Here is a 24533-nt window from a genome sequence, read left to right on the forward strand (position 1 = left end):
CTCAGGCCTGGTCGCCGTAGTAGGCCTGGCGCATCAGCTGCCGCATGTCCTCCAGCATCGGCATCCGCGGGTTGGCCGGGGCGCACTGGTCCTCGTAGGCGTTCATCGCCTGCTGCGGCAGGGCCGCCAGGAAGGCCGCCTCGTCGACGCCGGCGTCCTTGAAGGAGCGCGGGATGCCGACCCGGTCCCGCAGTTCCTCGACCGCCGCCGCGAGGGACTCGACGCCCTGCTCGGGGGTGGCGGCCGGCAGGCCGAGCATCTTCGCGATGGCCCGGTAGCGCTCGGGGGCGATGTAGCTCTGGTACTTCGGCCAGCTGGTGACCTTGGCGGGCGCCGCGCCGTTGTAGCGGATGACGTGCGGCAGCAGGAGGGCGTTGGTGCGGCCGTGGGCGACGTGGAAGGTCGCCCCCAGCGTGTGGGCCATGGCGTGGACCACGCCCAGGAAGGCCGAGCCGAAGGCCATGCCCGCGATCGTGCCCGCGTTGTGCATCTTCTCCCGGGCGAGCGGGCTGGCGGGACCGTTGGTGACGGCCTCCTCCAGGTTGTCGAAGATCAGCCGGATGCCCTGGAGGGCGAGGCCGTCGGTGAAGTCGTTGGCGTAGACCGAGACATAGGTCTCGATGCAGTGGGTGAGGGCGTCGAAGCCGGAGTCGGCGGTGACGTGCTTCGGCAGGCGGGTGGTGAACGCCGGGTCGACGATGGCCACGCTCGGGGTGAGCGCGTAGTCCGCGAGGGGGTACTTCTGTCCGGTGGCGGTATCGGTGATGACCGCGAAGGGGGTGACCTCGCTGCCCGTGCCCGAGGTGGTCGGGATGCACACCAGCTTCGCCTTCTCCCCCAGGTCCGGGAAGGTGAAGGCGCGCTTGCGGATGTCGAAGAACTTCTCCTTCAGGTCCGCGAACTCCACCTCCGGGTGCTCGTACATCAGCCACATCACCTTGGCCGCGTCCATCGGCGAGCCGCCGCCGAGGGCCACGATGGTGTCGGGCCGGAAGCCGCGCATCAGCTCGGCGCCCCTGACCACGGTGTCGATGCTCGGGTTGGGTTCGACGAAGTCGACGACGCGGACCTCGACGGGCTCGCGGCGCCGGTCCAGGATGCCGCGCACCCGCTCCAGGTGGCCGATCTCGGCCATGGTTCGGTCGGTCACGACGACGATGCGGTGGGCGTTCGGCATGCTCGCCAGGTACTTGACCGAGTTGCGCTCGAAGTAGATCTTCGGCGGGACTTTGAACCACTGCATGTTGGTGTTGCGCCGCCCGATCCGCTTAATGTTGAGGAGGTTCAGCGCCGAGACGTTGCCGGCCACCGAGTTGTGCCCGTAGCTGCCGCAGCCGAGGGTCAGCGAGGGCGTGAAGGCGTTGTAGACGTCGCCGATGCCGCCCTGCGAGCTGGGCGCGTTCCAGATGATCCGGCAGGCCTTGACCGCGTGCCCGAACTCCTCGACGAACGCCGCGTCCTCGGTGTGCACCGCCGCCGAGTGCCCGAGACCGTTGAACTCGACCATCGTGGACGCCAGTTCGACGCCCTCCCGGCGCGAGTGCGCGGTCAGCACGGCGAGCACCGGGCAGAGCTTCTCGCGGGTCAGCGGCTCCGACGGCCCGACCCGCTCGGCGTCCACCAGGATCACCGAGGTGTCGGCCGGCACCTCGAAGCCGGCCGCCTCGGCGATCTGCGCGGCCGAGCGGCCCACCACGTCGGCGTTCAGCCGCTCCCCGGCGCAGGAGGAGCCGTCACCGGAGCCGAACAGGTGCCGCTCCAGCAGGGCCTTCTCCTGTGCGTCGGCGTGGTGGGCCTTCAGCTTCCGGAACTCGGCGAGCGCCGCGTCCCGGATCTCCGCGTCCAGGATGACCGCCTGCTCCGAGGCACAGATCATGCCGTTGTCGAAGGACTTCGACAGCACGATGTCGTTCACCGCCCGCCGGAGGTCCGCGCTCCGCTCCACGTACGCGGGGACGTTGCCCGCCCCGACGCCCAGCGCCGGCTTGCCGCAGGAGTAGGCGGCGCGCACCATCGCGTTGCCGCCGGTGGCGAGGATCGTCGCGACGTCCGGATGGTTCATCAGCGCGCGGGTGGCCGCCATCGACGGCTCCTCGATCCACTGGATGCAGTGCGCCGGAGCACCCGCCGCCACCGCCGCGTCCCGCACGGTCCGCGCCGCCTCGGCCGAGCAGCGCTGCGCCGAGGGGTGGAAGGCGAACACGATCGGGTTGCGGGTCTTGAGCGCGAGCAGGCACTTGAAGATCGTGGTCGAGGTCGGGTTGGTCACCGGCGTGACGCCCGCGACCACCCCGACCGGCTCGGCGATCTCCACGATGCCGTCGATGTCGTCCCGGTACACCACGCCGACCGTCTTCGTCGCGGCCATCACGTGGGTGACGTTCTCGCAGGCGAAGACGTTCTTCACCGCCTTGTCCTCGAACAGTCCTCGCCCGGTCTCCTCCACCGCCAGCACCGCCAGCCCGGTGTGCCGGGCCAGCGCGGCCAGCGAGGCCTTCTTGACGATGTGATCGACCTGCTCCTGGGTGAAGTCCGCGTACGCGTCGAGCGCCGTCAGCGCGTCGGCGACCAGCATGCCGACGACGGCGTCAGGGCCCGGTGCCGCGTCCGGGTGGGGGGCCGGAACGGAGGAGGCCTGCTCCTCGGTCTGCGGGCGACGAGGCATGGCTTCGACCACCTTTCGGTTCGTCATCAGAGGTCGCGCGTCCGGGTGTCCCGCTCGCGCTGACGACTTCAGCCTCCCCTGCCGGCCTTGGCCGGGGACCCGGCCAATGGGCCACACCCGGAGGCCGAAAGTCCCTCGTCCGAGGGCTGCCGGTCCCGGACGGCACTGCGCGCCCGGAACGCCGGTGGCCGTGGTGCCGACCTGCCGGTCGGTACCACGGCCACCTCGGTGCGGACGGCTCAGGCGTGCGGCACGACCACCACCGGGCCGTGCGCGTGGTGCAGGACGGCGTGGGCCACACCGCCCAGCCAGGGTGCGGCCGAGTGCAGCCCGGACGTCCGGCGGCCCACCACCGTCAACGAGGCACCCCGCGACGCCTCGACCAGCACCCGCCCGGCCGGCCAGGCCGTCACCTCGGCCTCGACGCGGACCTCGGGGAACTTCTCGCGCCAGGGCGCGAGCGCGTCCTGAAGACGCGCCAGCTCCGCCGCCGCCAGGGAGTCCCGGATCTCGCACTGCCCCACCGGGGCCTCCGTCAGGTACGGCCCGGCGGGCAGCGTCCGGCTCTCCAGCACCCGCAGCGTCGCGGCACGCGCGGCGGCCTGCTCGAAGGCGAAGGCGAGCACCTCGCCGCTGGGCAGACCGCTGTCCAGCCCGACCACCACGTCTCCGGAGGCGGCTCCCGGCCCGTCCGCCCCGGCCCGGACCAGCACCACAGGGCAGTGGGCACGCGCGGCCGTGCGCAGCGCGATCGAGCCGACCAGCAGACCGGTGAACCCGCCCGATCCGCGCGAGCCGACGACCAGCAGGCCGTCCCGCCCGCCGGCAGCGGCCAGCACGTACGCCGGATTGCCGGGGACGTGCCGGCAGACGATCTCCAGGCCCGGCAGCACGCGCGCGATGTGGTCCCGCACGGCGAGCACCGGCTGCGGCAGGAGCTCGCCGCCGAAGTCGGGCTCCGTCGGCGCGAAGGCCTCCGCCGCCGCCCCGGCGTGGATCATCCACAGCGGCCGGCCGCTGCGGTAGGCCTCCTGAGCGGCCCACTCGGCCGCGACCTTGCTTGTGTCCGACCCGTCGACTCCGACCACTACGGCGTGCGACATGATGACGCTCCTCCCACGTTCAGCGGTCGCGGCACGGCTGCACGCGACCCTCGGTGTCCGGTACAGACTCGCGGCCGCCGCCGGGCGGTCACAGAGGCCGAGCAGCCCTCGGGTACGGACCGAAGGTCCCGTTCACGCGTCCGCGACCACGGCCACCGGGCAGGTGGCGTGGTGCAGGACGGCGTGACCGACCGGACCGAGCGAGCCGACCGGATCCGCGGGCCGCCTGCCCAGCACCAGCAGTCGGGCCTTGGCCGACGCCTCCACGAGCGCCAGGCCCGCTCCCGTGCACGCGGTGTCCGCGACGACCTCGACCTCCGGATGGGCGGCCTGCCACGGTTCGAGGGCACGCGCGAGGAGTTCGTCCTCGTCGTCCTGTGCCCCGGCGGCCGAGGCGTGGACGACGTGCAGCGGCAGTCCGTGGCGGTGTGCGGCGACGAAGGCGAACTCCAGGGCCGCCTCGGCGGGTCGGCGGGCGTCCAGCCCGACCACGACCTGTTCGCGCGGCTCCGGGCCCGGCGGCTCCACCGGGAGCACAACGGTCGGGCAGCCGGCGCGGGCGGCAAGGTGCAGGGCGGTGGACCCGATGCGCAGTCCGGGGAAGCCGCCGGCACCACGGGCGGCGACGACGAGCAGTTCGGCGTCCTCCCCGGCAGCCACCAGCGCCGCAGTAGCGATGTCGTGGACCTCGTCGGTGCGGGTCTCCAGCCGCGGGTAGCGCACCGCCAGGACGTGGCGGACCTCGTGCAACAGGGCGCCCGGGTCGGGCCGCCGTCCTGCGAGCCGGCTGGGGAGCAGATGGGGCATCAGCGGCAGGGCGTGCAGGACGCGCAGCGGGCAGCCCCGCAGCAGCGCCTCGCGGGCGGCCCAGTCGGCGGCGGCCAGGCTGGCTTCGGAGCCGTCGACTCCGACGGTGACGGGTAGCTCCATGGTGCTCATCTCCTGACGGTCGGCCCCCCTGGTTTCGGGTCGGCCCTGGCGCACGAGGTCGAGGCCGGCGAGGTGCCCCGGTGGCCCAGCAGCCGGGGCTTGATGTGCTCGGGGCAGCGGCTCGCGCAGCAGCGGGTCCGCCGGCGGCCGACGGGCGGTCGACACTCATCGTCACTCCGCCGCCGGAGACTTCGAAGGGCCGAACAGGCCACAGTCCGCGAGCGGGAAAGGGCCGGTGGTCCCTGCCCGTCCAGGGCTTCACCCGAACGGCCGAGTCCCCCGCCCGCCGCCGGGACGTAGGGCCCTGGAAAGGGGACTGCCGGCCCTGCGTGGAGGTACCGCTTCTGCCGCAGGCTGGCAGCATCTGCCGAACGGTGCAGGCGCGCCGCACGGCAGGAAACCTGACGAGTGGGAGAGAAGCACGATGAACACCTATGTGCTGACCGGTGTCGACGGTTCCGAAGAGAGCACGGCGGCGGCCCGGTGGGCCGCCGCCGAGGCCGTCCGCCGGGGCCTCGGCCTCCGGGTGGTCCATGCCCGCACCTGGCTCGACGACGTCCACGCGGATCCGGGCCAGCCGCAGGAGTTCCGTACGCTCACCGCGCGCATGCTCGCCGACGCCGCGCGGAACGTCCGGACGGCCCACCCGGAGCTGGACCTGCGTACCGACCTCCTCGACGGTGACGATCCGGTCGCGGTGCTCCTGGAGGCCGCCGAGGCGGCCGACATGCTGGTGATCGGATCGCTGGGCTTCGGCGGCTTCGAGGGGCTGCTGGTCGGCTCGGTCGGCCTGGCCGCCGCGGCCAGGTGCGAGGTGCCGGTGGTGCTGGTCCGTGCCGGGGAGGAGGAGCGTGTCACCGGCCCCGATGCTCCGGAGGTCGTCGTCGGTGTCGACACCCGTGCACCCGCCGACCAGGTGCTGGACTTCGCCTTCCGGCAGGCCGCCTCACGGCGGGCCGTGCTGCGGGCCGTGCACGGCTGGACGCCGCCGCCCGTCTGGGGCTACGCGGGGTGGGTGGCGCCGGACACCGAGGCGGAACAGTTCCGGGCCGTCGAGGCGGGGCTGCTCACCCAGGCCCTCGCCCCGTGGCGGGAGAAGTACCCGGCGGTCGTGGTCGTCGAGGACTGCCGGGTCGCCGGTGGTGCCGGCGCGGTGGTGGACGCCTCCGGCGACGCGGACCTCGTGGTGGTCGGCCGCCGCCGGCGGTCGCGCAGCCTCGGCATGCGGCTCGGGCCTGTCGCCCACGCGGTGATCCACCACGCCGACGCGCCGGTGGCGGTCGTACCACACGACTGAGTACTGCCCGAGTGGCGCCTGCGGCGGGTCACCCGTCCGTGGGCGCCACCTTTGTGTGTGCCGCCTTCGCCCGTTTCCCGAGCACGGACTCGCCGGAAGATCGCCGGTCCGCGCCTGTCTCTCCGGAGCCCTGCTGGTGATCACCGACGAGGCGACCTGCCATCTCCCGACCCGGGCAAGACGGCAAGAGGCGCCGGGAGCGGCCCCACCCGCTCCCGGCGCTCTGCCCTGACCCGGTCGAGTCCCCACAACCGACCGGGCCTCACCCGCGTTGCTAGTCCGCGGGAGTGATGAGGCCGTAGTGGCCGTCGTACCGGTGGTACAGGACGTTGCCGCGCCCGGTCTCGGTGTTGGTGAAGAAGACGAACGGCAGGCCGCTCAGGTCGAGGCGCGAGACGGCCTCGGCGACGGTCAACCCGGGCACGGCGTGGGCGCTCACCGCGATGCCCGGCTCGGCCTCGGGCGCCGGGCCGGCCGAGGTGATGCGGTAGGCCTCCGTCGTCCCGTCGTGGTGGACCACGCTGTCGCAGCCCGTCACCGCGTCGGTGTACAGGTGGAAGTCGTGGTCCATCGCCTCCAGTTCGAACACCGCCGCCCACGTAGTCTGCCGCGCGAGGCTGTAGGTCTTGTGCCGCACGATGCGGCGCTCCTCGATGCCCAGCGCACGGCGCTGGGGCCGGTGCTCGTGCCGGGCGGCCGCGGATGGCGCGGCGTGGTGGCGGTGGTGGCGGTGGGTCCGCAGGCGCGCGATCCTGGCGTTCAGGCGGTCCTGGAGCAGGTCGACGGCCTCCTGCATGGTGGTGGCGGCGACGTGCGCCCGCACGCGCCGTCCGTTGAGGTCGAGCGTGGCCTGGGCGATCGACGGCCGGGCGACCGCGTGGTTGGCCTCCTGGGTGAGCTTCACCCGGGCCGTGAGGACCGGCTCGTCGAGGCGTTCGAGCACCGCGAGCAGCTTGGTCCGGGCGTATTCGGGCGCGGCCAGGGAGACTTCACCACGGGTCGCGACCAGGACGTCGGTGGCGGGCCGGCTCTGCAGACGGGTCATCAGAGTTCCTTTCCGAGTGGTTTTTCAGACTGCCGCGCGCTGATCCGCCGGGCCGAGGGCCGAAGGTCCCGTCGGCAGGGCCTTGGGTCCCGGTCCTCCGGCCGTCCGCGGTGCGCGGACGGTGGTGCCGGTGGTGCCGAGGATCGTGCCGAGGGCGTTGTCGAGGGGGCCGATGGCCGCGAGGCCGCCGGTCCGCTCGGCGAAGGTGGCGGCGGCCTCGGCCTTGGGCCGCATCGAGCCCTCGGGGAGGTCCAGTGCGCGCAGCCGGTCGGGGGTGACGGTGACCAGCGGACCGGGACGGGTGGACCCGAAGCGGGTGAACACGTGGGTGACGTCGGTGAGTATCAGCAGCGCGTCGGCGTCGAGCTGTTCGGCGAGCAGCGCCGCGGCCAGGTCCTTGTCGACGACGGCCTCGACTCCGCGCACGCGGCCGGTGTCCTGGTCCCGTGTGACCGGCACACCGCCGCCTCCGGCGGCGATCACCACTGCGCCCGTGGCCAGGAGGGCTCGGACGGCCGGGAGTTCGACGATCGCCGCAGGGCGGGGCGAGGGGACGACCCGGCGGAGGTGTTCACCGTCGCGCGCCGTGGTCCAGCCGCGTTCCGTTTCCATCGTCCTGGCCTGCTGCTCGGTGAGCTGCCCGCCGATGAACTTGCCCGGCCGCTCGAAGGCGGGGTCGTGGGGGTCGACCTCGGTGTGGGTCACCAGCGCGGTGACGGCCCGGTCCGGCAGCCGGCCCATGAGCTCGCGGGCGAGCAGGGAGCCGATCATGCCCTGGGTCTGGGCGCCGAGGACGTCCAGCGGGTACGGCGCGGTGAGCGCCGGGTCGGCCTCGCTCTCCTGGGCGAGCAGCCCGATCTGCGGACCGTTGCCGTGGGTGATCACCAACTCGTGTCCGACGGTCACGAGTTCGGCGAGCGAGCGGGCGGCGTCGTGGACGTGGTGCAGCTGGATGTCGGCGTCGGGGTGTTCGCCCCGCTGAAGCAGGGCGTTCCCGCCGAGAGCGGCGACGATGCGCATGGTCACTTCCTCCCCAGGGTGGCGGCGAGGACCGCCTTGATGGTGTGCATGCGGTTCTCGGCCTGCTCGAAGACCAGCGAGGCCGGCGACTCGAAGACCTCGTCGGTGACTTCGAGGCCGTCGAGCCCGTGCTCGGCGGCGAGTTCGGCACCGAGGTCGGTGCGCCGGTCGTGCAGGGCGGGCAGGCAGTGCAGGAAGGCGGTGTCCGGATTGCCGGTCGCCGCCAGCGTCTTGGCGTTGACCTGGTACGGCAGCAGCCGGGCGATGCGCTCGGGCCACCGGGCGTGGTCCTCGCCCATGGACACCCACACGTCGGTGTAGAGGTAGTCCGCTCCGCGCACGGCCTCCTCGACCTCGTCGGTGAGCGTGAACCGGGCGCCGCTGTCCTGGCCGAGCCGGCGACACTCGGCGACGAGCGCCGGGTCGGGCCACAGGTCGCTCGGGGCCGCGATGCGCAAGTCCATGCCGAGCAGACTGCCCATAGCCATCAGGGAGTTGGCGGTGTTGTTGCGGGCGTCGCCGAGGTAGCAGAAGGAGATCTCCTCCAGCGGCTTCCCGCTGTGCTCGCGCATCGTGAACACGTCGCACAGGCTCTGGGTGGGGTGGCACTGGTCGGTGAGGCCGTTGTACACGGGGACACCAGCATGGGCCGCGAGTTCGGTGACGGTGTCCTGGGCGAAGCCGCGGTACTCGATGGCGTCGTACATCCGGCCGAGGACGCGGGCGGTGTCGGCGACGCTCTCCTTGTGGCCGATGTGCGAGCCGTCCGGGCCGAGGTAGGTGGTGGTGGCGCCCTGGTCGGCCGCGGCGACCTCGAAGGCGCAGCGGGTCCGGGTGGAGTTCTTCTCGAAGATCAGGGCGATCCTGCGGCCGGTCAGCCGGGGCGTCTCGGTGCCCGCCCGCCGGGCCGCCTTCAGCTCGGCGGCGAGGTCGAGCAGGTGGTGGATCTCGGCGGCGGTGAAGTCGAGTTCGCGCAGGTAGTGGCGGCCGTTGAGGTCGACGGTCATGACGGTTGCTCCTCGGGGGTCAGTTGGCGGGGTCGCGCTCGATCGGGCAGCTCATGCAGCGCGGGCCGCCCCGGCCGCGGCCGAGCTCGGAGCCGGCGATGGTGACGATCTCGACGCCCTGCTCGCGCAGGTGGGTGTTGGTGGTGGTGTTGCGCTCGTAGCCGACGACGACGCCGGGGGCGAGGGCGAGGAAGTTGCTGCCGTCGTCCCACTGTTCGCGCTCGGCGGCCCGGGCGTCCTGCTCGGCGGACAGGAAGCGGACCTTGTCCAGGTCGAGGGCCTCGGCGAGCGAGGCGGCGAGGTCGGTGTCGGTCCGCACGTCGAGGCCGGCCGGGCGCTCGGGGGCGGGGGTGAGGGTCCAGGAGCGCAGGTCGTCGGCCAGGCCCGGGTAGACGGTGAAGGTGTCCCGGTCGATCATCGTCAGGACGGTGTCCAGGTGCATGAACGCCCGGCTCTCCGGCAGGCGGACGGCGATCAGCCGGTGCGCGGTGCCGGTCAGGAACAGCTGCTGGGCGAGGGTTTCGACGGCCTGGGCGGTGGTGCGCTCGCCCATCCCGACCATGACGACACCCGGGGCGAGGACGTGGACGTCCCCGCCCTCCAGGCTCAGCCCGGGCGCCGTGGTGGTGCCGTCGAGCAGCGGGGGCGCGGTCTCGGCGAACAGCGGGTGGAAGCGGTAGATCGCGGCGGTGTGCAGGGTCTCCCGTCGGCGGGCCGGCTTCGCCATCGGGTTCAGGCTGTAACGGCCGCCGATCCAGCAGGAGTTGTCACGCGGGAAGAGGTGGTTGGGCAGCGGCGGGAGGGCGAAGTCCTGCTCCCCGAGCGTGTTCCAGAACAGGCTATGGGGGCTGCGCAGCGGGAGGTCGTCCTTGAGGACCCCGCCGATCAGGTACTCGGCGAGCGTCGCACCGTCGAGCTGCTCGCACAGCTCCCGTACCGGCTCGACGAGCGTGGGGCCGACGGTGGCCGGGGTGACCACCTGCCCGAGGAGCCAGGCCCTGGCGGGCGCCAGGTCGAGCGTCTCGGCGAGCAGGTCGGCGTAGTGGTGGACGCGCACGCCGTGGTCGCGCAGCACCTGGGCGAAGGCGTCGTGCTCCTCGCGGGCGCGCTTGGCCCACAGGATGTCGTCGAACAGCAGCTCGTCGACGTTGCGCGGGGTCAGCCGGGCCAGTTCCAGGCCCGGGCGGTGCAGGATCACCTGCCGCAGGCGGCCGGCCTCCGAGTCGACATGCAGTGTGGACATCTCGGTGTGCTCCCTTGCTTTCAGTGCTGGTGACGTGGCGTCAGTGCGCGAAGGACGATGGTGGTGAAGCCGACCGGGCGGGCGGTGCGGGCCGCCTTGGCGGGCGGTGCGTCACGATGGGCCGGACGGATGTCGGTCGGTCGGGTGTCGGTGCCGGTATCCGTGAGGGCGCCGGTCGCGGGTCGGGCCTGCGGTCGCTTCAGCCAGATGTAGACCGGGATGCCGAGCAGGATGGTGAACAGGCCGTAGTAGACGGTCTGGTAGCCGCTGCCCTGGATCGACCAGTACGAGAAGGCCAGCGCCAGGACGGTGACGGCCGTGTCGCGGGCGAGGCGGCGCCGGTCCGGCACCTCCCGGCCGCGCAGCGCCAGCCAGTACAGCTGTGCGGCCGCCGAGACCAGGTACGGAATGACGGCGGTGAGCACGCTCAACAGCACAATCTCGGTGAACACCTTGGTGAACCGGGTGTAGCTGATCACGGTGAGCACCGACGCGAGAACCGTCGCGGAGACGATGCCGAAGGCCGGCACCTCGCCACGGCCTCGGGTACGGGCGAAGGCGGCCGGGAACAGTCCGTCGCGGGCGGCGGCCATCGGCATCTCCGCACAGATCAGCGTCCAGCCGTTCAGCGCCCCGAGCCCGGAGACGATCGCGGCGACGGCGACCAGGTTCCCGGCCCAGTGCCCGCCCGCGATGCCGTTCATCGCATCCGTGAACGGCGCCGTGGAGGAACCGAGTTGCGCGTGCGGGACAGTACCGAACACGGCCAGGGTGCCGAGCAGGTAGATCGCCGCGCAGGCCAGGGTGCCGTACACGGTCGCCCGAGGCACGTTGCGCTCCGGATCCCTCACCCGCCCGGCCGCCACCGAGGCGGTCTCCAGGCCGATGTAGCTGAACAGCGCGATCGCCCCGGCCGCCGAGACGGCGCCCAGCGCCGAGCCGCCACTCGCGTTGAAGGCCCCGAAGTTGCCGGACTTCACGAACAGCAGGCCGGCCGTGGCCATGAACGCCAGCGGCAGGAACTTGAGCACCGTGGTGACCACCTGGAACGCCCCGATGCTGCGCACACCGGTCAGGTTCACGATGGCGGGCAGCCACAGGCCCACCAGCGCTATCGCAATCGAGGCCCCGGTGTGGTGGCCCTTGTTGACGAACACCTCGACGTAGCCGACCCAGGCCACCACGATGGCCGCGTTCCCGGCCCAGGCCGTGATCCAGTACGACCATGCGGTGAGGAACCCGGCGAACTCGCCGAACGCCTCGCGGGCGTAGACGTACGGCCCGCCACTGCCCGGCACCCGCTCCGACAGCCGCCCGAAGGTCACCGCGAGCGCCAGCGCCCCGACGGTCACCAGGACGAACGCCACCAGCGCGATCGGCCCGTACGGTGCGAGCGCCGACGGCAGCGCGAACACGCCGGTACCGATGATGCTGCCGACCACCAGCGCGGTCGCGGCTGGAAGCCCGAACGTGCCGCTCCTGCCTCGCGATCCGTCCCCAGCTGTGCTCGCCGGTGGTTTTCCGCGGTCGTGTACGGACATCGGAGGCTCCTTTGCCAAGTGCTGAAACCGTGCGGATGGGCCCGGCCTTCGCCGCGACCCGCCGAGAAAGATCTTCGGATCGGCGGGCGGCACATCCCATGGGCCGACAGTCCCGTTCTCCCGTCCCAGCGGTCCCTGCCTCCCCCGCCCGATGGTCCCGAGGAGTCACGGCGCGCACCGGCGCGCGACGCACCGCCCGCCGCGTCCCGCAGGGACCACCGGCCCACCACCGGGTCCCGTCAGTCCCTTGGCTCCCGCTCGGCCCGACGGGAGATTTGCGCACAGCCGGTCGGCACCCGGCCCCGGCCCAAAGCGACAAGTGAGGAGCGGTCGTGACGACACGACAGGTCATGGTGGGACTCGACGGCTCACCGCAGAGCGAGGCCGCCGCCGTATGGGCTGCGCAGGAGGCTCAGAGACTCGGATCGGCACTGTGCCTTCTCCACGTCTGGCCCTGGCTGAGCGGCGAGAACGTGGACCGGTCGAACCCCGGTGACCTCAGGCCGGCCGCGCTCGACGCCCTCGCCCGCGTCGCCGACCGCATCCGCCTCGCCCACCCGGGTCTGGCGGTGGAGGTTGCCGTGCGGCCCGACGACCCGGTCGACGGCCTGATCGCCGAAGCACGGGGGCAGGAGATGCTGGTCCTCGGCTCCCGAGGGCTCGGGGGCTTCGCCGGCCTGCTGGTCGGCTCGGTCTCCCTCGCGGTCGCCGCCCGCGCCACGGTCCCCACGGTCCTCGTCCGCGGAAAGTCTCCCGACCACGATTTCGCCCGTGGCACGGGCGAAATCGTGGTCGGGATCGACTCGCGCCAACCGGGCGAAGCCGTCCTGGACTTCGCCTTCACGGAGGCGGAACGCCACGGCGCCACCCTGCGCGCCGTCCACGGCTGGGACCCGGTCCCGGCCTGGGCCTTCGGAGGAGTCGTCCTGCCACCCGTGGATCTCCCGGCACAGAAGAGCACGGAGTCGGCCCTGTTGTCCGGGCACCTCGCGGGCCCACGCGCAAGGCACCCTGGCGTAACCGTCGTCGAGGACATCCGGCTCGGGGGCGCGGCGAGGGCCGTCCTGGACGCCGCCGCCGGTGCCGAGCTGGTCGTCATCGGCCGGCGCGAGCGCCGTCATCACGTCGGCGCGCTGCTCGGGCCCGTCGCGCACGCCGTGCTGCACCACTCCACCACCCCGGTAGCGGTCATCCCCCACCCCTGAGATCGAGCGCCCTCCGGACGCCGCCATCTGCCAGACCGTCCACGAAGGAGTACCGGAAGTGACCACCGCACCCGAGCAAGCCGACCCGGTGCCGCCTTTCCGCCACCATCTGCGGCAGGCGCTCGGAAAGGACCGGAATCCGATGGTCCGCCCGATCGACCGCTCGCGCAGCCGGGCCCTGGTGCTGGCCGTCCTCGGCATCGGACTTGCCGTGCTCGGCGGCACGGGCGCGGCGGCGGTCGACTTCGCCGTTGTCCGGCACCAGGCCTCGGTGACGGCCGCCACCCTCCACCAGGTCCAGGCGGTCGTGCTCACTCCGGCGCGGCGACAGTCCGGCGCCGGCAGCGGCGGGTGGCGGTACGAGGCTGATGCCGCCTGGGCCTACCCCGCCGGGCAGCGCACCACGGGCGCCGTCCCGGTGCCGGGCGGCACGGCCCCCGGTTCGACCGTCGGCATACGGGTCGACGACACCGGCCGATCCGTGTCTCCCCCGCCCGGATCGGCCACCGTCGCCGCCAAGGCGGCCTGCCTCGGACTGTTCATCCTCGGAGGCCTCGGCGTCCTCGTCGTCGCCGGTCTCGGCATCCGCTTGGACGTCCTGGACCGCCGGGCCGACCTGGCATGGCAACACTCCTGGGCACTGCTGGAGCCCGTGTGGAGCGGCCGGGTCTCGCGTGACAACCGGACGGGCTGACCGTGCCGACCACGCCCAGCCACTTCGGCCCCTCTGAAGGAGACGATCCCATGACCGCACGAATCCGACCCGCACCTCCTCATGCTCGCCACCCGGAGTGACCGGCCCGCCGACTGGTTGCGTGCGGGCCAGGCCCTGCAGCACGCCCTGCTGATCCTCATCCTCCACGGGCTGCACGCGTCGATGCTCCACCAGCCCATGGAATGGCCCGACCTGCGCAACCGGCTGGCCCGATCCCTCCCGCATCGCGGCGCACCTCAGATGCTGCTGAGGGTCGGGTACGGCCCCGTAGGCTTCCCCACTCCGCGCCGCATGCCCGTACCACCGACAGATCGGCTGGTACCGGAGCCCACCGCCGCGCCGACCGCCGTAGCCTGACGGAGCCCGGCACGCGAGCGGCCGACCCGCGCACACGGCGGCCCGGCCAACCGTCCCGACACCCCTCACGATTAGGGCCCTCCGGCCCTATCGACTCCGCCCGGCATCCGGCAGACTGCGACGAGATCTGCATGACCTGCCACTGGGGACAGGCATCGAGCACGGAGCGGTGATGGCGGACAACACGGCGGCGGGCGCGGGCGACCCGGTGAAGGTGTTCCTCCTGGACGACCACGAGGTCGTACGACGAGGCGTGCACGACCTGCTGGACGCGGAGCCCGGCTTCACGGTGGTCGGCGAGGCCTCCACCGTGGCGCAGGCGCTCGCCCGCGTGCCGGCGCTCAGGCCGGACGTCGCGGTCCTGGACATGCGGCTGCCCGACGGCGACGGCGTGACGGTCTGCCGCGAACTGCGGTCCCGGATGCCCGAGTTGGCCTGCCTGATCCTCACGTCCTTCGACGACGAGGAGGCGCTGCTCGACTCGATCATGGCCGGCGCCGCCGGCTACGTCCTCAAGCAGATCAGCGGCACCGACCTCGTCTCCGCGGTTCGCACCGTGGCCTCCGGCCAGTCCATGCTCGACCCCGGTGCCGCCACCCGGCTGATGGCCAGACTGCGCGGCGAGGCCGCTCAGCAGCCGTCCGACGGCCCGCACCTCACCGACCGCGAGCGGGAAATCCTCGCCCTGGTCGGCGAGGGCCTGACCAACCGGCAGATCGGCCAGCGGCTCTATCTCGCCGAGAAGACCGTCAAGAACCACATCTCCCGCCTGCTCGCCAAACTCGGCGTGGAACGCCGAGTCCAGGCGGCCATCATCGCCACCCAGGTACTGTCTGGACGCGACCAGGCGGGAGCCCGCACGGCCGTCTGATCCCGGGGGATGCCCCTGGGCCGACAGGCCCCCGCACAGCAGGACCGCCAGAAGTCCTGCGAGGGACCATCGGACCCTCGCAGGCCGACCGGCCTCCGCCGAGCATGGATGCCATGACAGCCGAATTCACTCCACTCGACGAGTCGCAGTGCCTGAGACTGCTAGGCGGGACAGCCGTCGGCCGCCTGGTCTACACCGTCGGCGCCCTACCCGCCGTGATGCCGGTCCGGTACCGGATCGCGGCCGACGGCAGCGTCCTGCTCCACACGAACGCCGGCTCCGAGATCGCCCGCGCCGTCACCGACGCAGTCGTCGCCTTCGAGGCGAGCGAGCTGAGCGAGACCGACGGCAGCGGATGGAGCGTCACTGTCCTCGGCCGGGCCGGCGTCACATCCGACATCGCGGCGAGCCATCCCGTTCCCGCCCCCCTGAGTACGGCCGACTGGGTGACCATCCGGATCCGTCCGGAACTGGTGTCCGGGCGTTCCCTGCCCGCTTCACCCGCGTGCGAGGTGTGACCGGCCCGCGGCCCCGGCCGGCCCGCCTCACCGCAACGGGGCGGACCAGGTCAGTCGAGTACCGCCCTCCGCAGGGCTGATCAGCTCGAACACGCCCCCGAGCCCTTCCGCTCGCTCGGCGAGGTTGCGCAGGCCGCTGCGCCGCCCCTGATCGGGAACGCCGACACCGTTGTCCTGCACCGTCAGCACGACCTGCTGCCCCGTAGCGCCCAGCACGACCTCCACCCGGTCCGCCTTCGCGTGCCGGGCCGCATTGCTCAGCGCCTCCCCCAGGACGGCCACGACGTGTTCCGCGATCTCCGCCGGCACGTCGGTGTCCAGCAGACCCTCCATGCTCAGCCGGGGCGGGAAGCCCAGGACCGCCTGCGCCTGCTCGACGGCCCGCATGGCCCTGGCCCGCAGGCCCTGGCCGGAGCGCTCCTCACGAGCGCGGAGCCCGAAGATCGTCGACCTGATGATCTTGATCGTCTCGTCCAGGTCCCCGACCGCACGGAGCACCCGGTCCGACGCGCCCTGGTGCTCGATGAAGCGGGCGGCGCTCTGCAGCGTCATCCCGGTCGCGAACAACCGCTGGATGGCCAGGTCGTGCAGGTCGCGGGCGATCCGGTCACGGTCTTCCAGCATCGCCAGCTGCTCGGCGTCCCGGCGGCGTTCCGCCAGCTCCAGGGCCAGCGCGGCCTGGTCGGCGAAGCCCAGCAGCGGGCCGATCTCGCGGTCGGTGAACTCGGGCGCGCCGGTCTCCCTGGCCAGCAGCAGCACACCGTCGATCTGCCCCTCGGCCCGGCCCAGAGGGACCGCGACCGCCGCACCGAGCCCCTCGAACCGGCCCGCCCCCGCCGACAGCCGCGGCTCACCGGCCAGATCCGCCGTGGTCACCGGCACGCCTGAAGCGCAGGCTTCACCCGACAAGGACCCCGCCAACGGCACGACCAGGCCCGTCCGGCCGACCGCGTCCCCACCGAGAGCCAGCTCCACCCGCACGGCGTCCGTCCCGGCCAGCGGCACGGAGACATCGGCGAGGTCGGCGCCGGTGATCTCCCGGGCCCGCTGCGCGATCAGCTCCAGCACCTCCGAGCGGGACCCCCCGGACAGCAGGGCGCGGGTGATCTCCGCGCTCGCGCTCAGCCAGCGCTGCTGGCGCTGGGCTTCCTCGTACAGCCGGGCGTTGTCGATTGCCACGCCGGCCGCGACCGCCAGAGTGGCGATCACGGACTCGTCGTCGGCGTCGAACTCCTCGCCGCCCCGCTTGTCCGTCAGGTAGAGATTGCCGAAGACCTCGTCGCGCACCCGTACCGGCACGCCGAGGAAGGTTCGCATCACCGGGTGGTGCACCGGGCAGCCGTACGACGCGGGGTGCTCGGAGAGGTTCCCCAGCCGCAGTGACTCGGGGTTGCGGATCAGCTCGCCGAGAATTCCCCGGCCCGTCGGGTAGGAGCCGATCTTCGCGATCTCCTCCTCCGACAGGCCCACGGTCAGGAAGGCGGAGAGCGTCTCGCCGTCCGGCCCGATCACGCCGAGCGCCGCGTACTTCGCGTCCACCAGCACCGCCGCGGCCTCCACGATCCGCCGCAGCACCTGGGTCAGGTCCAGCTCGCGGCCGACCGAAAGCACCGCCTCCAGCAGGCTGTGCACCCGGTCCCGGGTGCCCCGGGCCGCGTCGATCCGCGCCTGGAGCTCCTCCAGCAACTCGTCCAGCCGCAGCTGCGGAATCCGCGACCGCACCCCGTCCCCGCCCACGCGAGCCTCCTTCCGTCCTGGTTACCGGCCGGTCGATTGTCGCAGAAGCCCTCCACCGACAGTCCGGCCCTGCCCCGTCTCCGGTCCCGTAAGGCCCCAGGCCAGGGCACGAACCGGCGCGGCCGATCGATGGGCCGTCCCGACGGGATGCACCCGGCCTGCCGAACATCTCGATACAGGGACCACTGGCCCGCCCACCCGGGCCCGAACGGATCTGCCGCGTACCGCCCGGCACTTGATTGGCTTCGGTGCGGCACGAGACCGCCCGCCCCGAGGGCGACCGCACGGCCGGGCAGGCCGCCAGGGACGACGAGACTTCCAGGAGGTTGTGGTGAGCACAACGGCAGAGGCGGTCATGACCGCACCCGCCCCAGTCACGGGCGGCTTGATCCACTCGGTCACCCGCGATCCGCAGGCCCGCACCACGGTGGTACGGCTGCACGGCGAACTGGACGTGCTCACCGCATCCGAGCTGATCCCGTCGCTGCTGGGCCTGGCAGGCGAAGGCGATCACGAGCTCGTGCTCGACCTTTCCGCGGTCGGCTTCTGCGACAGCTCGGGGGCGAACGCCTTCCTGCAGGTGAACCGGCGCCTGGCAGCGGGCACCCGGCTGCTTCTGCGCGGCGTCTCCCGACAGCCCGCGAAGGTGCTGCGACTGCTGGGCCTGCACCGAACCGTGCCGTGCGAGTTCGCGCCGCCCGCCCGGCCCTGACCCGCCAACCGGCGTGCGCCCGGGCACCGGCACGGCGGCCGCTCCTCGATCGGCCCACCACGACCACATCCGAACGGAGGGCTCGCCCCCCCATGACATCAGTGATCGAAGTGTCCGGCCTGGTGAAGGCCTTCGGCCGAGCCCGGGCCCTCGACGGGCTCGACCTCACCGTCGCCCCCGGGGAGGTGCACGGCTTCCTGGGGCCCAACGGCTCCGGCAAGTCGACCACCATCCGCATCCTGCTCGGCCTCGTACGGGCGGACGCCGGCACCGTCCGACTCCTGGACGGGGACCCGTGGCGCGACAGCGTCACCCTGCACCGTCGCCTCGCCTACGTGCCGGGGGACGTGACGCTCTGGCCGAACCTCACCGGAGGAGAGGTCATCGACCTGCTCGGGCGGCTGCGCGGCGGACTGGACCCCAGCCGCCGGGCCGACCTCCTGGAGCGCTTCGAACTGGACCCCACGAAGAAGGGCCGGGCCTACTCCAAGGGGAACCGTCAGAAGGTGGCCCTGGTCGCGGCGCTCGCCTCGGACGCCGAACTGCTCCTCCTGGACGAGCCCACCTCCGGGCTCGACCCCCTGATGGAGGAGGTCGTCGCCCGGCGCACCCTCGAAGGACTCAAAACGAAGGACATCTTCAGGTGCCTCAAGCGCTTCGTCGCGCGCGAGGTCTACCACCACCTGACCAGCGCATCCAGCGGCATACCCGGTCCGTCTCCTACAGCTTGACGATCTATAGAAGCTTCAGAGTCAAGCTCAGGCGGGCAGGGCGTGGAGCCAATGGACGAGGAGACGGTTGAGGTCCTCCGGGCGTTCCTGCTGGATCCAGTGGCCGCAGCCGTCGAGGAGATGGGAGGAAACCAGGCCCGGCAACGTGGCCGGGAACGCCGCGATCGCGTCGGCCAGCCAGGTCGTGGAGGCGTCCAGGCTGCCGCCGACGAACAGGGAGGGCTGGGTGATCGGGGCGCCGGCGAGGTCGGCGAGGTCCTCCCAGTCGCGGTCCATGTTCCGGTAGCGGTTGAGCGCTCCGGTCAGGCCGGTGCGCTCGAACTCCGCGGCGTAGACGTCGAGGTCCCGCTCGCCGAGCCAGCCGGGCAGCCGACCGGTGGGGAACCGGTCGCGCAGGGTCCCGCCGCGGCTGACGAAGTGCGGGTCGGGGGCGCCGGGTTCGGGCATGGTGTCGGCGGACAGGGCCGCGTAGAAGCCTGCGAGCCAGCCGCGCACGTCGGGTTCGATCTCGGCCTCGGCGCGGCCGGGCTGCTGGAAGTACGAGACGTAGAACTCCTCGTTCCCGCCCATCGCGGCGAGGACGTCGCCGGGGCGTGGCCCACCGGGCGGCGTGTAGGGAACGCTCAGCATCCCGACCGCGCGGAACACCTCCGGGCGCAGCAGGGCACTGTGCGCGGCGATGGTCGCACCCCAGTCGTGGCCGACGACCACGGCTGTCTCCTCGCCCAGGGCCCGGACGACGGCGACGTTGTCCTCCACGAGGTCGAGCATCCGGTAGGCGTCGGTCGCGGTCGGCTTGGAGGAGCGGCCGTAGCCGCGTACGTCGACGGCCACCGCGCGGTAGCCCGCCTCGGCAAGTGCGCGCAGCTGATGGCGCCAGGAGTACCAGGACTCGGGGAAGCCGTGGACCAGGAGCACCAGCGGCCCGGTTCCCTGCTCCGCCAGGTGGATCCGTCCGCCCGGCGAGGGGACCAGCCGGTGTGAAAGCTCTGTGTCGTGCTGCAGCATGCGTCTTCTCCGAGAACGTGGGGCCGATGTGTTCCGGGACGGCTGGAGCGGGTGGATCGGCCCTGTTCCGTACGCCCCGCTGCCGATCATGCGCGCGATCCGGCCGGAAGGTCAGCCCCCCTTGCCGGTTCGGCAAATTCCTTCCCACACCCCGGGCGCCCGAGGACCGCTGACCACGCGTCCTCGGGCGCCCGGGACAGCAGCGTCCGCCGCTGTGCCGCTCTTCCGCTGCGGACGGTCGTTCGGGGCTCTACATCGTCCCGTCGTAGCCGACGATGTCCCAGTGCTGGTTCGCATTCCCCCCGAAGTTGCAGTCCCAGATCTGGAGTTGCGCGACCTGGCCGGACGGGTCGTCGAGGCAACGGCCCGACTGAAGTTGGTGGGTGCTGGCGCGCACCCCGTCGCGGTCGAACCAGGCGTGCGGTGCGCGCTCGCCCGGCCGTGCGCTGGGCGTGTGGTCGAGTCCCGCCGGGTCGCGTCGGCGGGGCGGGGTGCCGTCGGTGAGAAGGGCACCGCTCTCGTAGCCGTAGCCGTAGCCGAGTTCGATGTCGTGGTGCTGCCATTCGGTGCGCTGGGTGTGCTGGAGTTCCCGCAGGCGGGCGCGGCGCGACTCGCCGTCCGGCCCGTCGGCCAGTGCTGCCCGGAAGGAGGCGAGGTTCTGCGGGGCCCGTCGGGGGCCACACGGTCACCGCATGCGGTAGGAGGCTCATGGAGCGATGCGCGGCTGTCCGGTGGCGGCGCTGAGGCCGCCGTCGACGGGGAGTTGAACACCGGTCACATAGCCGGCCTCCGGACCGGCGAGGAAGCTGACCACGGAGGCGATCTCCTCGGGGCACGCGACCCTGCCGAGGGGGATGCGCTCCGCGAACGACCTGACCACCGGTGCCTCGGCAGTGAGCTCTAGCAACCAAGCTCCCGTCATGAGAGTGTACTCTCATCATGAACTGGCTGCATACCGGCGAACTCGCCGGTATCCGTGAAGGAGTGAGCCATGAACGATGTCTCCGTCGTCGGCCCTGGTGGCGGCGAAGTGATCGACCTCGGAACCGCCCGCATCCGCGTCCTCGAAAGCGGCGCGACCACCGCGCACCGCCTCGGGATCGCGGAGATCACCATCCCGCCGCACACGGACGGGCCGCCCCAGCACCGGCACGCCCAGCACGACGAGGGGTTCTACATCATCTCGGGCACAGCCCGTTTCACCGTCGGCGACACCACGCACGACGCCTCCCCGGGGACGCTGGTCATGGTGCCCCCTGGAGCCCCGCACACCTTCGCCAACCTGGGAGACGAGCCACTCGTCATGCTCAACACGTTCACGCCGGACCTGTACGTGCAGTACTTCCGGGACCTGCGCGACATGATCAGTGGCGGCCGGCAGATGACTCCGGATTCCGTGGCCGCGGTCATGGGCCGCTACGCGACAGAGGTCGCCACCGACGTCTGAGCGTCGGCCACGGCCGGCTACGGTCCGGTCGCCGCAGGCTCCCCGAAGAGCCGAAGGCGTCAGCCCTGAACCCCGCCGCCGTTCACGACAGCGGCCCGGGCAAGGACCGTGGCCGTGTGCACGGCGCTGGCGACCGCCGCCTCGGGATCGAGACCCACCAGGTCGGTCAGCGTGAAGAGCGCCTCTGCGCTCATCACCACGGAGAGGTCGCGCTTGAGCTGCGCCAGCGCCCGAGCGTCCAACCCCTGCGGGTGCGCCGCGAGAGGCGCCAGCGCCTGGTCGATAAGGCCGAACCGCAGGCCGGGGCGGGTAGCGACCTCCCCCGGGCGGACGACGGTGGCGGCGATCATGGCGCGGACCGCACCCTGACGCGCCAGGATGTGACGCATCAGGTAGTCGGTCGCGGCAGCGACCCGCTCCACGACGTCCACACTCTCCCCAACGTGCGCCAGCGCCTGCTCGGGCAGGGGCAGCTGGTCGGCGATGGCCTCGGCCAGCAGGCTGGCGAGGTCGGGGAAGTAGCGGTAGGCCGTGGCTTCGGACACCCGGGCGGCCTTCGCCACCTCCGGCATGGTGACCTCACCGCCCGTACCGGCCAGCTCTGCCGCCGCCTGGACGATCGCGGTCCGCGTGCGCCACTTCTGGTTGGCGCGACCACCCACTGCCGGCGTCTCCATGTTCCTCCCGCCCGTGTGACCCGCAGGCCCCGGCCTCTCGCCGGGAAGATCCGCGCCCGACTGACGCGAGCCCTCTTCCCTCATGAGAGCATACTCTCACAGCGTGGGGGCGTGAATGGCGTCGCGATCACCTGATCCTCGACAGGTGCACCGTCCGAGCAGGGGCCCGCGATGTCACACAGCAGGCCGAGGCCCTCCCGGCTCAGCCGATCTCCCTGCACCCGTGCCATGCCGGCCGGTGTGCCCGCACAGCCGAGCGCCGGAACGGACGTAGTCGGTGGGCGCCTGTCCGTACTGCCTCTTGAACGCGCGGGAGAAGTGGCTGCTGTCGGCGAACTGCCAGTGGGCGGCGATTTCCGAGATGGCCGGCCTGCCGGGCTGCGAGGAGAGGGCGAGCCGGGCCTCCTCGAGTCGTCGGCGGCGGATGTAGGCGGTCACGGACTCCTGCGTCGTCGCGAAGGCTCGGTGCAACGTGCGCACGGAGACGTTGAGCCGTCCCGCCAGCATCGCCGCGGACAGTCCGGGATCGGCGAGCAGACTGTCGGCGATGTCCTTGGCGGCCTGGGTGAGCGCGGGGGCAAGTCGGGGTTCCACGTCGTCGAAGCGGCCCAGGGCCACGGCCTTCGCCGGCCCGGCCACGACCGTATGGGAACTGTGGCGGGGTGAGTCGCCGAGCGTCCACGCACCGCGGTACACCGCGTACAGCCGCACCTGGTCCTCGGCTTCGGGCAGGGCACCCGCGGTCCGCAGGGCCGAGGCGCCCATCATGTCGGTGATCGCCACATCGCCGACCCTGGCCGCGCGTGCGCTGACGCGGAAGTCCGCCATCGTTGCGGAGGTGAAGCCCGGCATCGGGAAGCCGTCACCGACGTGCGTCCGCCAGTCGCCCAGGAAGACGTCGAATGCCCGGGGAACACCGCCGGGAATCGTGGAATCCAGACGGAACGCCCCGCCGGCGTCAGATCGGTCGCCGTTCATCGCACCTCATCGCATCGTGGCGGCGGCGTCCGCGTGGCCTTGATCGGCCAAGCCCTCACCCCACCGATCCTCCGGTTCCGGGACCACGGCCGCAACGGAGGATCCCGGCCATGTCTCGGTCGCGCGAAGCGCCCGGACAGCACCAAGCTCCGCTCCGCGCACCGCTGCCCCGAGACCGACGAGAACATGCGCCAATACTCCCATGATGAGAGTGGACTTGCATGAGGAATCGTACCCGCCTACTCTCATGAGAGTCAGCTCTCACGAAGTCGCGACAGGGAGTCCGCATCATGAGCACCCCTAAACCCACCAACACCTCACGCCTCATCACTCTCCCCACCGGGATGTCGATCGCCATCCAGGAGTTCGGAGTCAACGCCGACGGCAGCGCAGTCCTGTACCTGCACGGCGGAGCCGGACCGCGCACGATGGCCGGTATCGCGACCGCGCTCTCCGGGCACGTCTACGGGATCGCCCCGACCCACCCCGGCTTCGACGGCACGCCGCGGCCGGACGGGTTCGACACGGTCGCCGATCTCGCCGAGGCCTACCTCGACCTGCTCGACGAACTCGACCTGACCGGCGTCATGGTGATGGGCAGTTCCCTGGGTGGCTGGATCGCGGCGGAGATGGCTCTGCGCGACACCCGCGGCCGGATCGGGTGCCTCGTCCTGCTGAACGCGGTCGGCATCCGCGCCAAGGGGGAGGAGCAGGTCCTGGACGTCCGCACCGTCGCCCCCGGGGAGATCGGCAAACTGTCCTTCGCGAACGAGGCGTTCCGCCCGGACTTCGCCTCCTTCACCGAGGACCAGCGCGCCGTCATGGCCGGCAACCAGCAGGCCTTGGCGACCTACGCCGGCCACGCCTTCACGCACGACCCGAAGCTGCGTCGCCGCCTGCACCGCGTCACCGTGCCGGCGTTGGTCGTCTGGGGCGAGCAGGACGGCATCGCCCCGGCCGGTTACGGACGGGACTGGGCCGACGCACTCCCGGGCGGCCACTTCGTCCCGGTGGCGGGCGCCGGCCACTTCCCGCACATCGAACAACTCGAAGCCACACTCGGAGCCGTCGGTGAATTCGTCGACGCGGTCGTCAAGCCCGGCCAAGCCTGATCTGCCAGGCGATCGGCTGGACGCCGGAGTTCGCCGCAGAGCTCCGGCGCACAGCGGCAGATCGCGCGTCGACGTGAAGGCCACCGCGCGCGGGAGGCCAGGAGCCGGACGAGCGGTCGAGGCGCTCCCGGTCTTCGCACGCCCGTTGGGCGACCAAGTCGTCGCGCCACACGTTTGGTTGGCCTCGTGTCGGCACCTCGGCAGCGATCCCACCGCGCGCGCAGGCCGCGGTCGGCAAAGGCGATCAGCCAGTCGAAGCTCTCGTCGTCAAGGACGCACCGATCGTCCTGCTCGACGAGCCGACGGCGGCCCTGGACACCGAGTCCGAAGTGGTGGTGCAGCAGGCCATCGACAACCTGGTGGCCGGCAGGACCGTCCTCGTGATCGCCCACCGGCTGTCCACCGTCGTCGGAGCCGACCAGATCGCGGTGATCGACGACGGCCGCGTCGCCCAACTCGGCACCCACACCGAACTGCTCGCCGACGCCGACGGCCGCTACGCCCGGATGTGGGCCGCCCAACTCTCCGGCCACCACTGGCGCGTGCCGGTCTAGGTTCCACGGATGAATGCGCAATGGATACGTGAGATGCGCAGTGAATACGCAATTCCAGGA

24 protein-coding genes and 1 pseudogene are annotated in these 24533 nt (G+C 72.1%); 11 read left to right on the top strand and 14 right to left on the bottom strand.

The genetic code is table 11. The features are described 5' to 3' along the window. Position 1: 1 nt before the first annotated feature. The 3 genes from adhE to F7Q99_RS34145 all read right to left on the bottom strand — a co-directional run bounded on the left by adhE (position 2) and on the right by F7Q99_RS34145 (position 4707). Positions 2 to 2665 (bottom strand): bifunctional acetaldehyde-CoA/alcohol dehydrogenase, encoded by a 2664-nt coding sequence (adhE, locus tag F7Q99_RS34135; RefSeq protein ID WP_195911367.1) that lies wholly within the window; start codon positions 2663 to 2665, stop codon positions 2 to 4. Between the two features lie 239 nt (positions 2666 to 2904). Beyond that, positions 2905 to 3768, bottom strand: coding sequence for a universal stress protein (locus F7Q99_RS34140; protein WP_153469047.1), 864 nt, complete (start codon positions 3766 to 3768; stop codon positions 2905 to 2907). Between the two features lie 132 nt (positions 3769 to 3900). After that, entirely contained in the window at positions 3901 to 4707 is an 807-nt protein-coding gene (locus tag F7Q99_RS34145; protein WP_230211143.1) for a universal stress protein, read from the bottom strand. 415 nt (positions 4708 to 5122) lie between these two features. Between F7Q99_RS34145 and F7Q99_RS34150 the strand changes: the two genes are divergently transcribed. Continuing rightward, positions 5123 to 5995, top strand: a complete 873-nt coding sequence (locus tag F7Q99_RS34150; RefSeq protein ID WP_153469050.1) for a universal stress protein — start codon at positions 5123 to 5125, stop codon at positions 5993 to 5995. A 274-nt stretch (positions 5996 to 6269) separates the two neighbouring features. Here the strand turns inward: F7Q99_RS34150 and F7Q99_RS34155 are convergent, their stop codons facing one another. Genes F7Q99_RS34155 through F7Q99_RS34175 form a run of 5 tightly spaced genes read right to left on the bottom strand, consistent with a single transcriptional unit; the run spans position 6270 to position 11752 of the window. After that, positions 6270 to 7040 carry a ribosome hibernation promotion factor gene (locus F7Q99_RS34155; protein WP_153469053.1) on the bottom strand — a complete coding sequence of 257 codons (771 nt, stop codon included), beginning with the start codon at positions 7038 to 7040 and terminating at the stop codon, positions 6270 to 6272. Between the two features lie 24 nt (positions 7041 to 7064). After that, complete coding sequence (locus F7Q99_RS34160) at positions 7065 to 8060, bottom strand: carbamate kinase (protein WP_153469056.1); 996 nt, start codon at positions 8058 to 8060, stop codon at positions 7065 to 7067. A gap of 2 nt (positions 8061 to 8062) precedes the next feature. Further along, the gene (argF, locus tag F7Q99_RS34165) at positions 8063 to 9067 is read right to left on the bottom strand and encodes an ornithine carbamoyltransferase (RefSeq protein WP_153469059.1); all 1005 of its coding nucleotides are present in this window, start codon (positions 9065 to 9067) and stop codon (positions 8063 to 8065) included. Positions 9068 to 9086: 19 nt separating this feature from the next. Further along, positions 9087 to 10310, bottom strand: coding sequence for an arginine deiminase (locus tag F7Q99_RS34170; RefSeq protein ID WP_153469061.1), 1224 nt, complete (start codon positions 10308 to 10310; stop codon positions 9087 to 9089). Between the two features lie 20 nt (positions 10311 to 10330). Further along, positions 10331 to 11752 (bottom strand): amino acid permease, encoded by a 1422-nt coding sequence (locus F7Q99_RS34175; protein ID WP_407697911.1) that lies wholly within the window; start codon positions 11750 to 11752, stop codon positions 10331 to 10333. 431 nt (positions 11753 to 12183) lie between these two features. On the opposite strand from F7Q99_RS34175, the gene F7Q99_RS34180 reads away from it, so the two are divergent. The 5 genes from F7Q99_RS34180 (at position 12184) to F7Q99_RS34200 (ending at position 15517) form a co-directional block, all read left to right on the top strand. Continuing rightward, positions 12184 to 13056, top strand: coding sequence for a universal stress protein (locus F7Q99_RS34180; protein ID WP_153469067.1), 873 nt, complete (start codon positions 12184 to 12186; stop codon positions 13054 to 13056). A 58-nt stretch (positions 13057 to 13114) separates the two neighbouring features. Further along, complete coding sequence (locus F7Q99_RS34185) at positions 13115 to 13750, top strand: Rv1733c family protein (protein ID WP_153469070.1); 636 nt, start codon at positions 13115 to 13117, stop codon at positions 13748 to 13750. 81 nt (positions 13751 to 13831) lie between these two features. Next, a complete protein-coding gene (locus F7Q99_RS34190) occupies positions 13832 to 14128 on the top strand; it encodes a hypothetical protein (RefSeq protein ID WP_153469074.1) in 297 nt (98 codons plus the stop codon). Between the two features lie 172 nt (positions 14129 to 14300). Then, positions 14301 to 14999: a response regulator gene (locus F7Q99_RS34195; RefSeq protein WP_153469077.1), complete on the top strand. Its 699-nt coding sequence runs from the start codon at positions 14301 to 14303 to the stop codon at positions 14997 to 14999. A 113-nt stretch (positions 15000 to 15112) separates the two neighbouring features. Then, entirely contained in the window at positions 15113 to 15517 is a 405-nt protein-coding gene (locus tag F7Q99_RS34200) for a pyridoxamine 5'-phosphate oxidase family protein (protein WP_153469079.1), read from the top strand. A 27-nt stretch (positions 15518 to 15544) separates the two neighbouring features. Here the strand turns inward: F7Q99_RS34200 and F7Q99_RS34205 are convergent, their stop codons facing one another. Beyond that, positions 15545 to 17254, bottom strand: coding sequence for a GAF domain-containing sensor histidine kinase (locus F7Q99_RS34205; protein ID WP_326847465.1), 1710 nt, complete (start codon positions 17252 to 17254; stop codon positions 15545 to 15547). 355 nt (positions 17255 to 17609) lie between these two features. On the opposite strand from F7Q99_RS34205, the gene F7Q99_RS34210 reads away from it, so the two are divergent. Both F7Q99_RS34210 and F7Q99_RS34215 read left to right on the top strand, forming a co-directional pair. Further along, the gene (locus tag F7Q99_RS34210; RefSeq protein ID WP_153469082.1) at positions 17610 to 17966 is read left to right on the top strand and encodes an STAS domain-containing protein; all 357 of its coding nucleotides are present in this window, start codon (positions 17610 to 17612) and stop codon (positions 17964 to 17966) included. Between the two features lie 92 nt (positions 17967 to 18058). After that, positions 18059 to 18562, top strand: a pseudogene (locus F7Q99_RS34215) (ABC transporter ATP-binding protein); the annotation flags it as partial. A gap of 162 nt (positions 18563 to 18724) precedes the next feature. Here the strand turns inward: F7Q99_RS34215 and F7Q99_RS34220 are convergent. From F7Q99_RS34220 to F7Q99_RS34230, 3 genes are all read right to left on the bottom strand, one after another. Next, the gene (locus tag F7Q99_RS34220; protein WP_153469085.1) at positions 18725 to 19705 is read right to left on the bottom strand and encodes an alpha/beta fold hydrolase; all 981 of its coding nucleotides are present in this window, start codon (positions 19703 to 19705) and stop codon (positions 18725 to 18727) included. Positions 19706 to 19955: 250 nt separating this feature from the next. After that, entirely contained in the window at positions 19956 to 20102 is a 147-nt protein-coding gene (locus F7Q99_RS34225; RefSeq protein WP_153469088.1) for an RICIN domain-containing protein, read from the bottom strand. 309 nt (positions 20103 to 20411) lie between these two features. Then, a complete protein-coding gene (locus F7Q99_RS34230) occupies positions 20412 to 20612 on the bottom strand; it encodes an SDR family oxidoreductase (protein WP_230211144.1) in 201 nt (66 codons plus the stop codon). A gap of 84 nt (positions 20613 to 20696) precedes the next feature. Between F7Q99_RS34230 and F7Q99_RS34235 the strand changes: the two genes are divergently transcribed. After that, complete coding sequence (locus F7Q99_RS34235) at positions 20697 to 21152, top strand: cupin domain-containing protein (RefSeq protein ID WP_153469094.1); 456 nt, start codon at positions 20697 to 20699, stop codon at positions 21150 to 21152. 59 nt (positions 21153 to 21211) lie between these two features. Here the strand turns inward: F7Q99_RS34235 and F7Q99_RS34240 are convergent, their stop codons facing one another. Beyond that, positions 21212 to 21829, bottom strand: a complete 618-nt coding sequence (locus tag F7Q99_RS34240; protein WP_153469097.1) for a TetR/AcrR family transcriptional regulator — start codon at positions 21827 to 21829, stop codon at positions 21212 to 21214. A 174-nt stretch (positions 21830 to 22003) separates the two neighbouring features. After that, a complete protein-coding gene (locus tag F7Q99_RS34245) occupies positions 22004 to 22807 on the bottom strand; it encodes a helix-turn-helix domain-containing protein (RefSeq protein ID WP_153469100.1) in 804 nt (267 codons plus the stop codon). Positions 22808 to 23097: 290 nt separating this feature from the next. On the opposite strand from F7Q99_RS34245, the gene F7Q99_RS34250 reads away from it, so the two are divergent. Together F7Q99_RS34250 and F7Q99_RS34255 are read left to right on the top strand one after the other, a co-directional pair. Then, positions 23098 to 23919, top strand: coding sequence for an alpha/beta fold hydrolase (locus tag F7Q99_RS34250; protein ID WP_153469103.1), 822 nt, complete (start codon positions 23098 to 23100; stop codon positions 23917 to 23919). A gap of 329 nt (positions 23920 to 24248) precedes the next feature. After that, positions 24249 to 24473, top strand: coding sequence for a hypothetical protein (locus tag F7Q99_RS34255; protein WP_407697903.1), 225 nt, complete (start codon positions 24249 to 24251; stop codon positions 24471 to 24473). Positions 24474 to 24533 lie beyond the last annotated feature (60 nt).

It is taken from the genome of Streptomyces kaniharaensis (assembly GCF_009569385.1).
Classification (GTDB): Bacteria; Actinomycetota; Actinomycetes; order Streptomycetales; family Streptomycetaceae; genus Kitasatospora; species Kitasatospora kaniharaensis.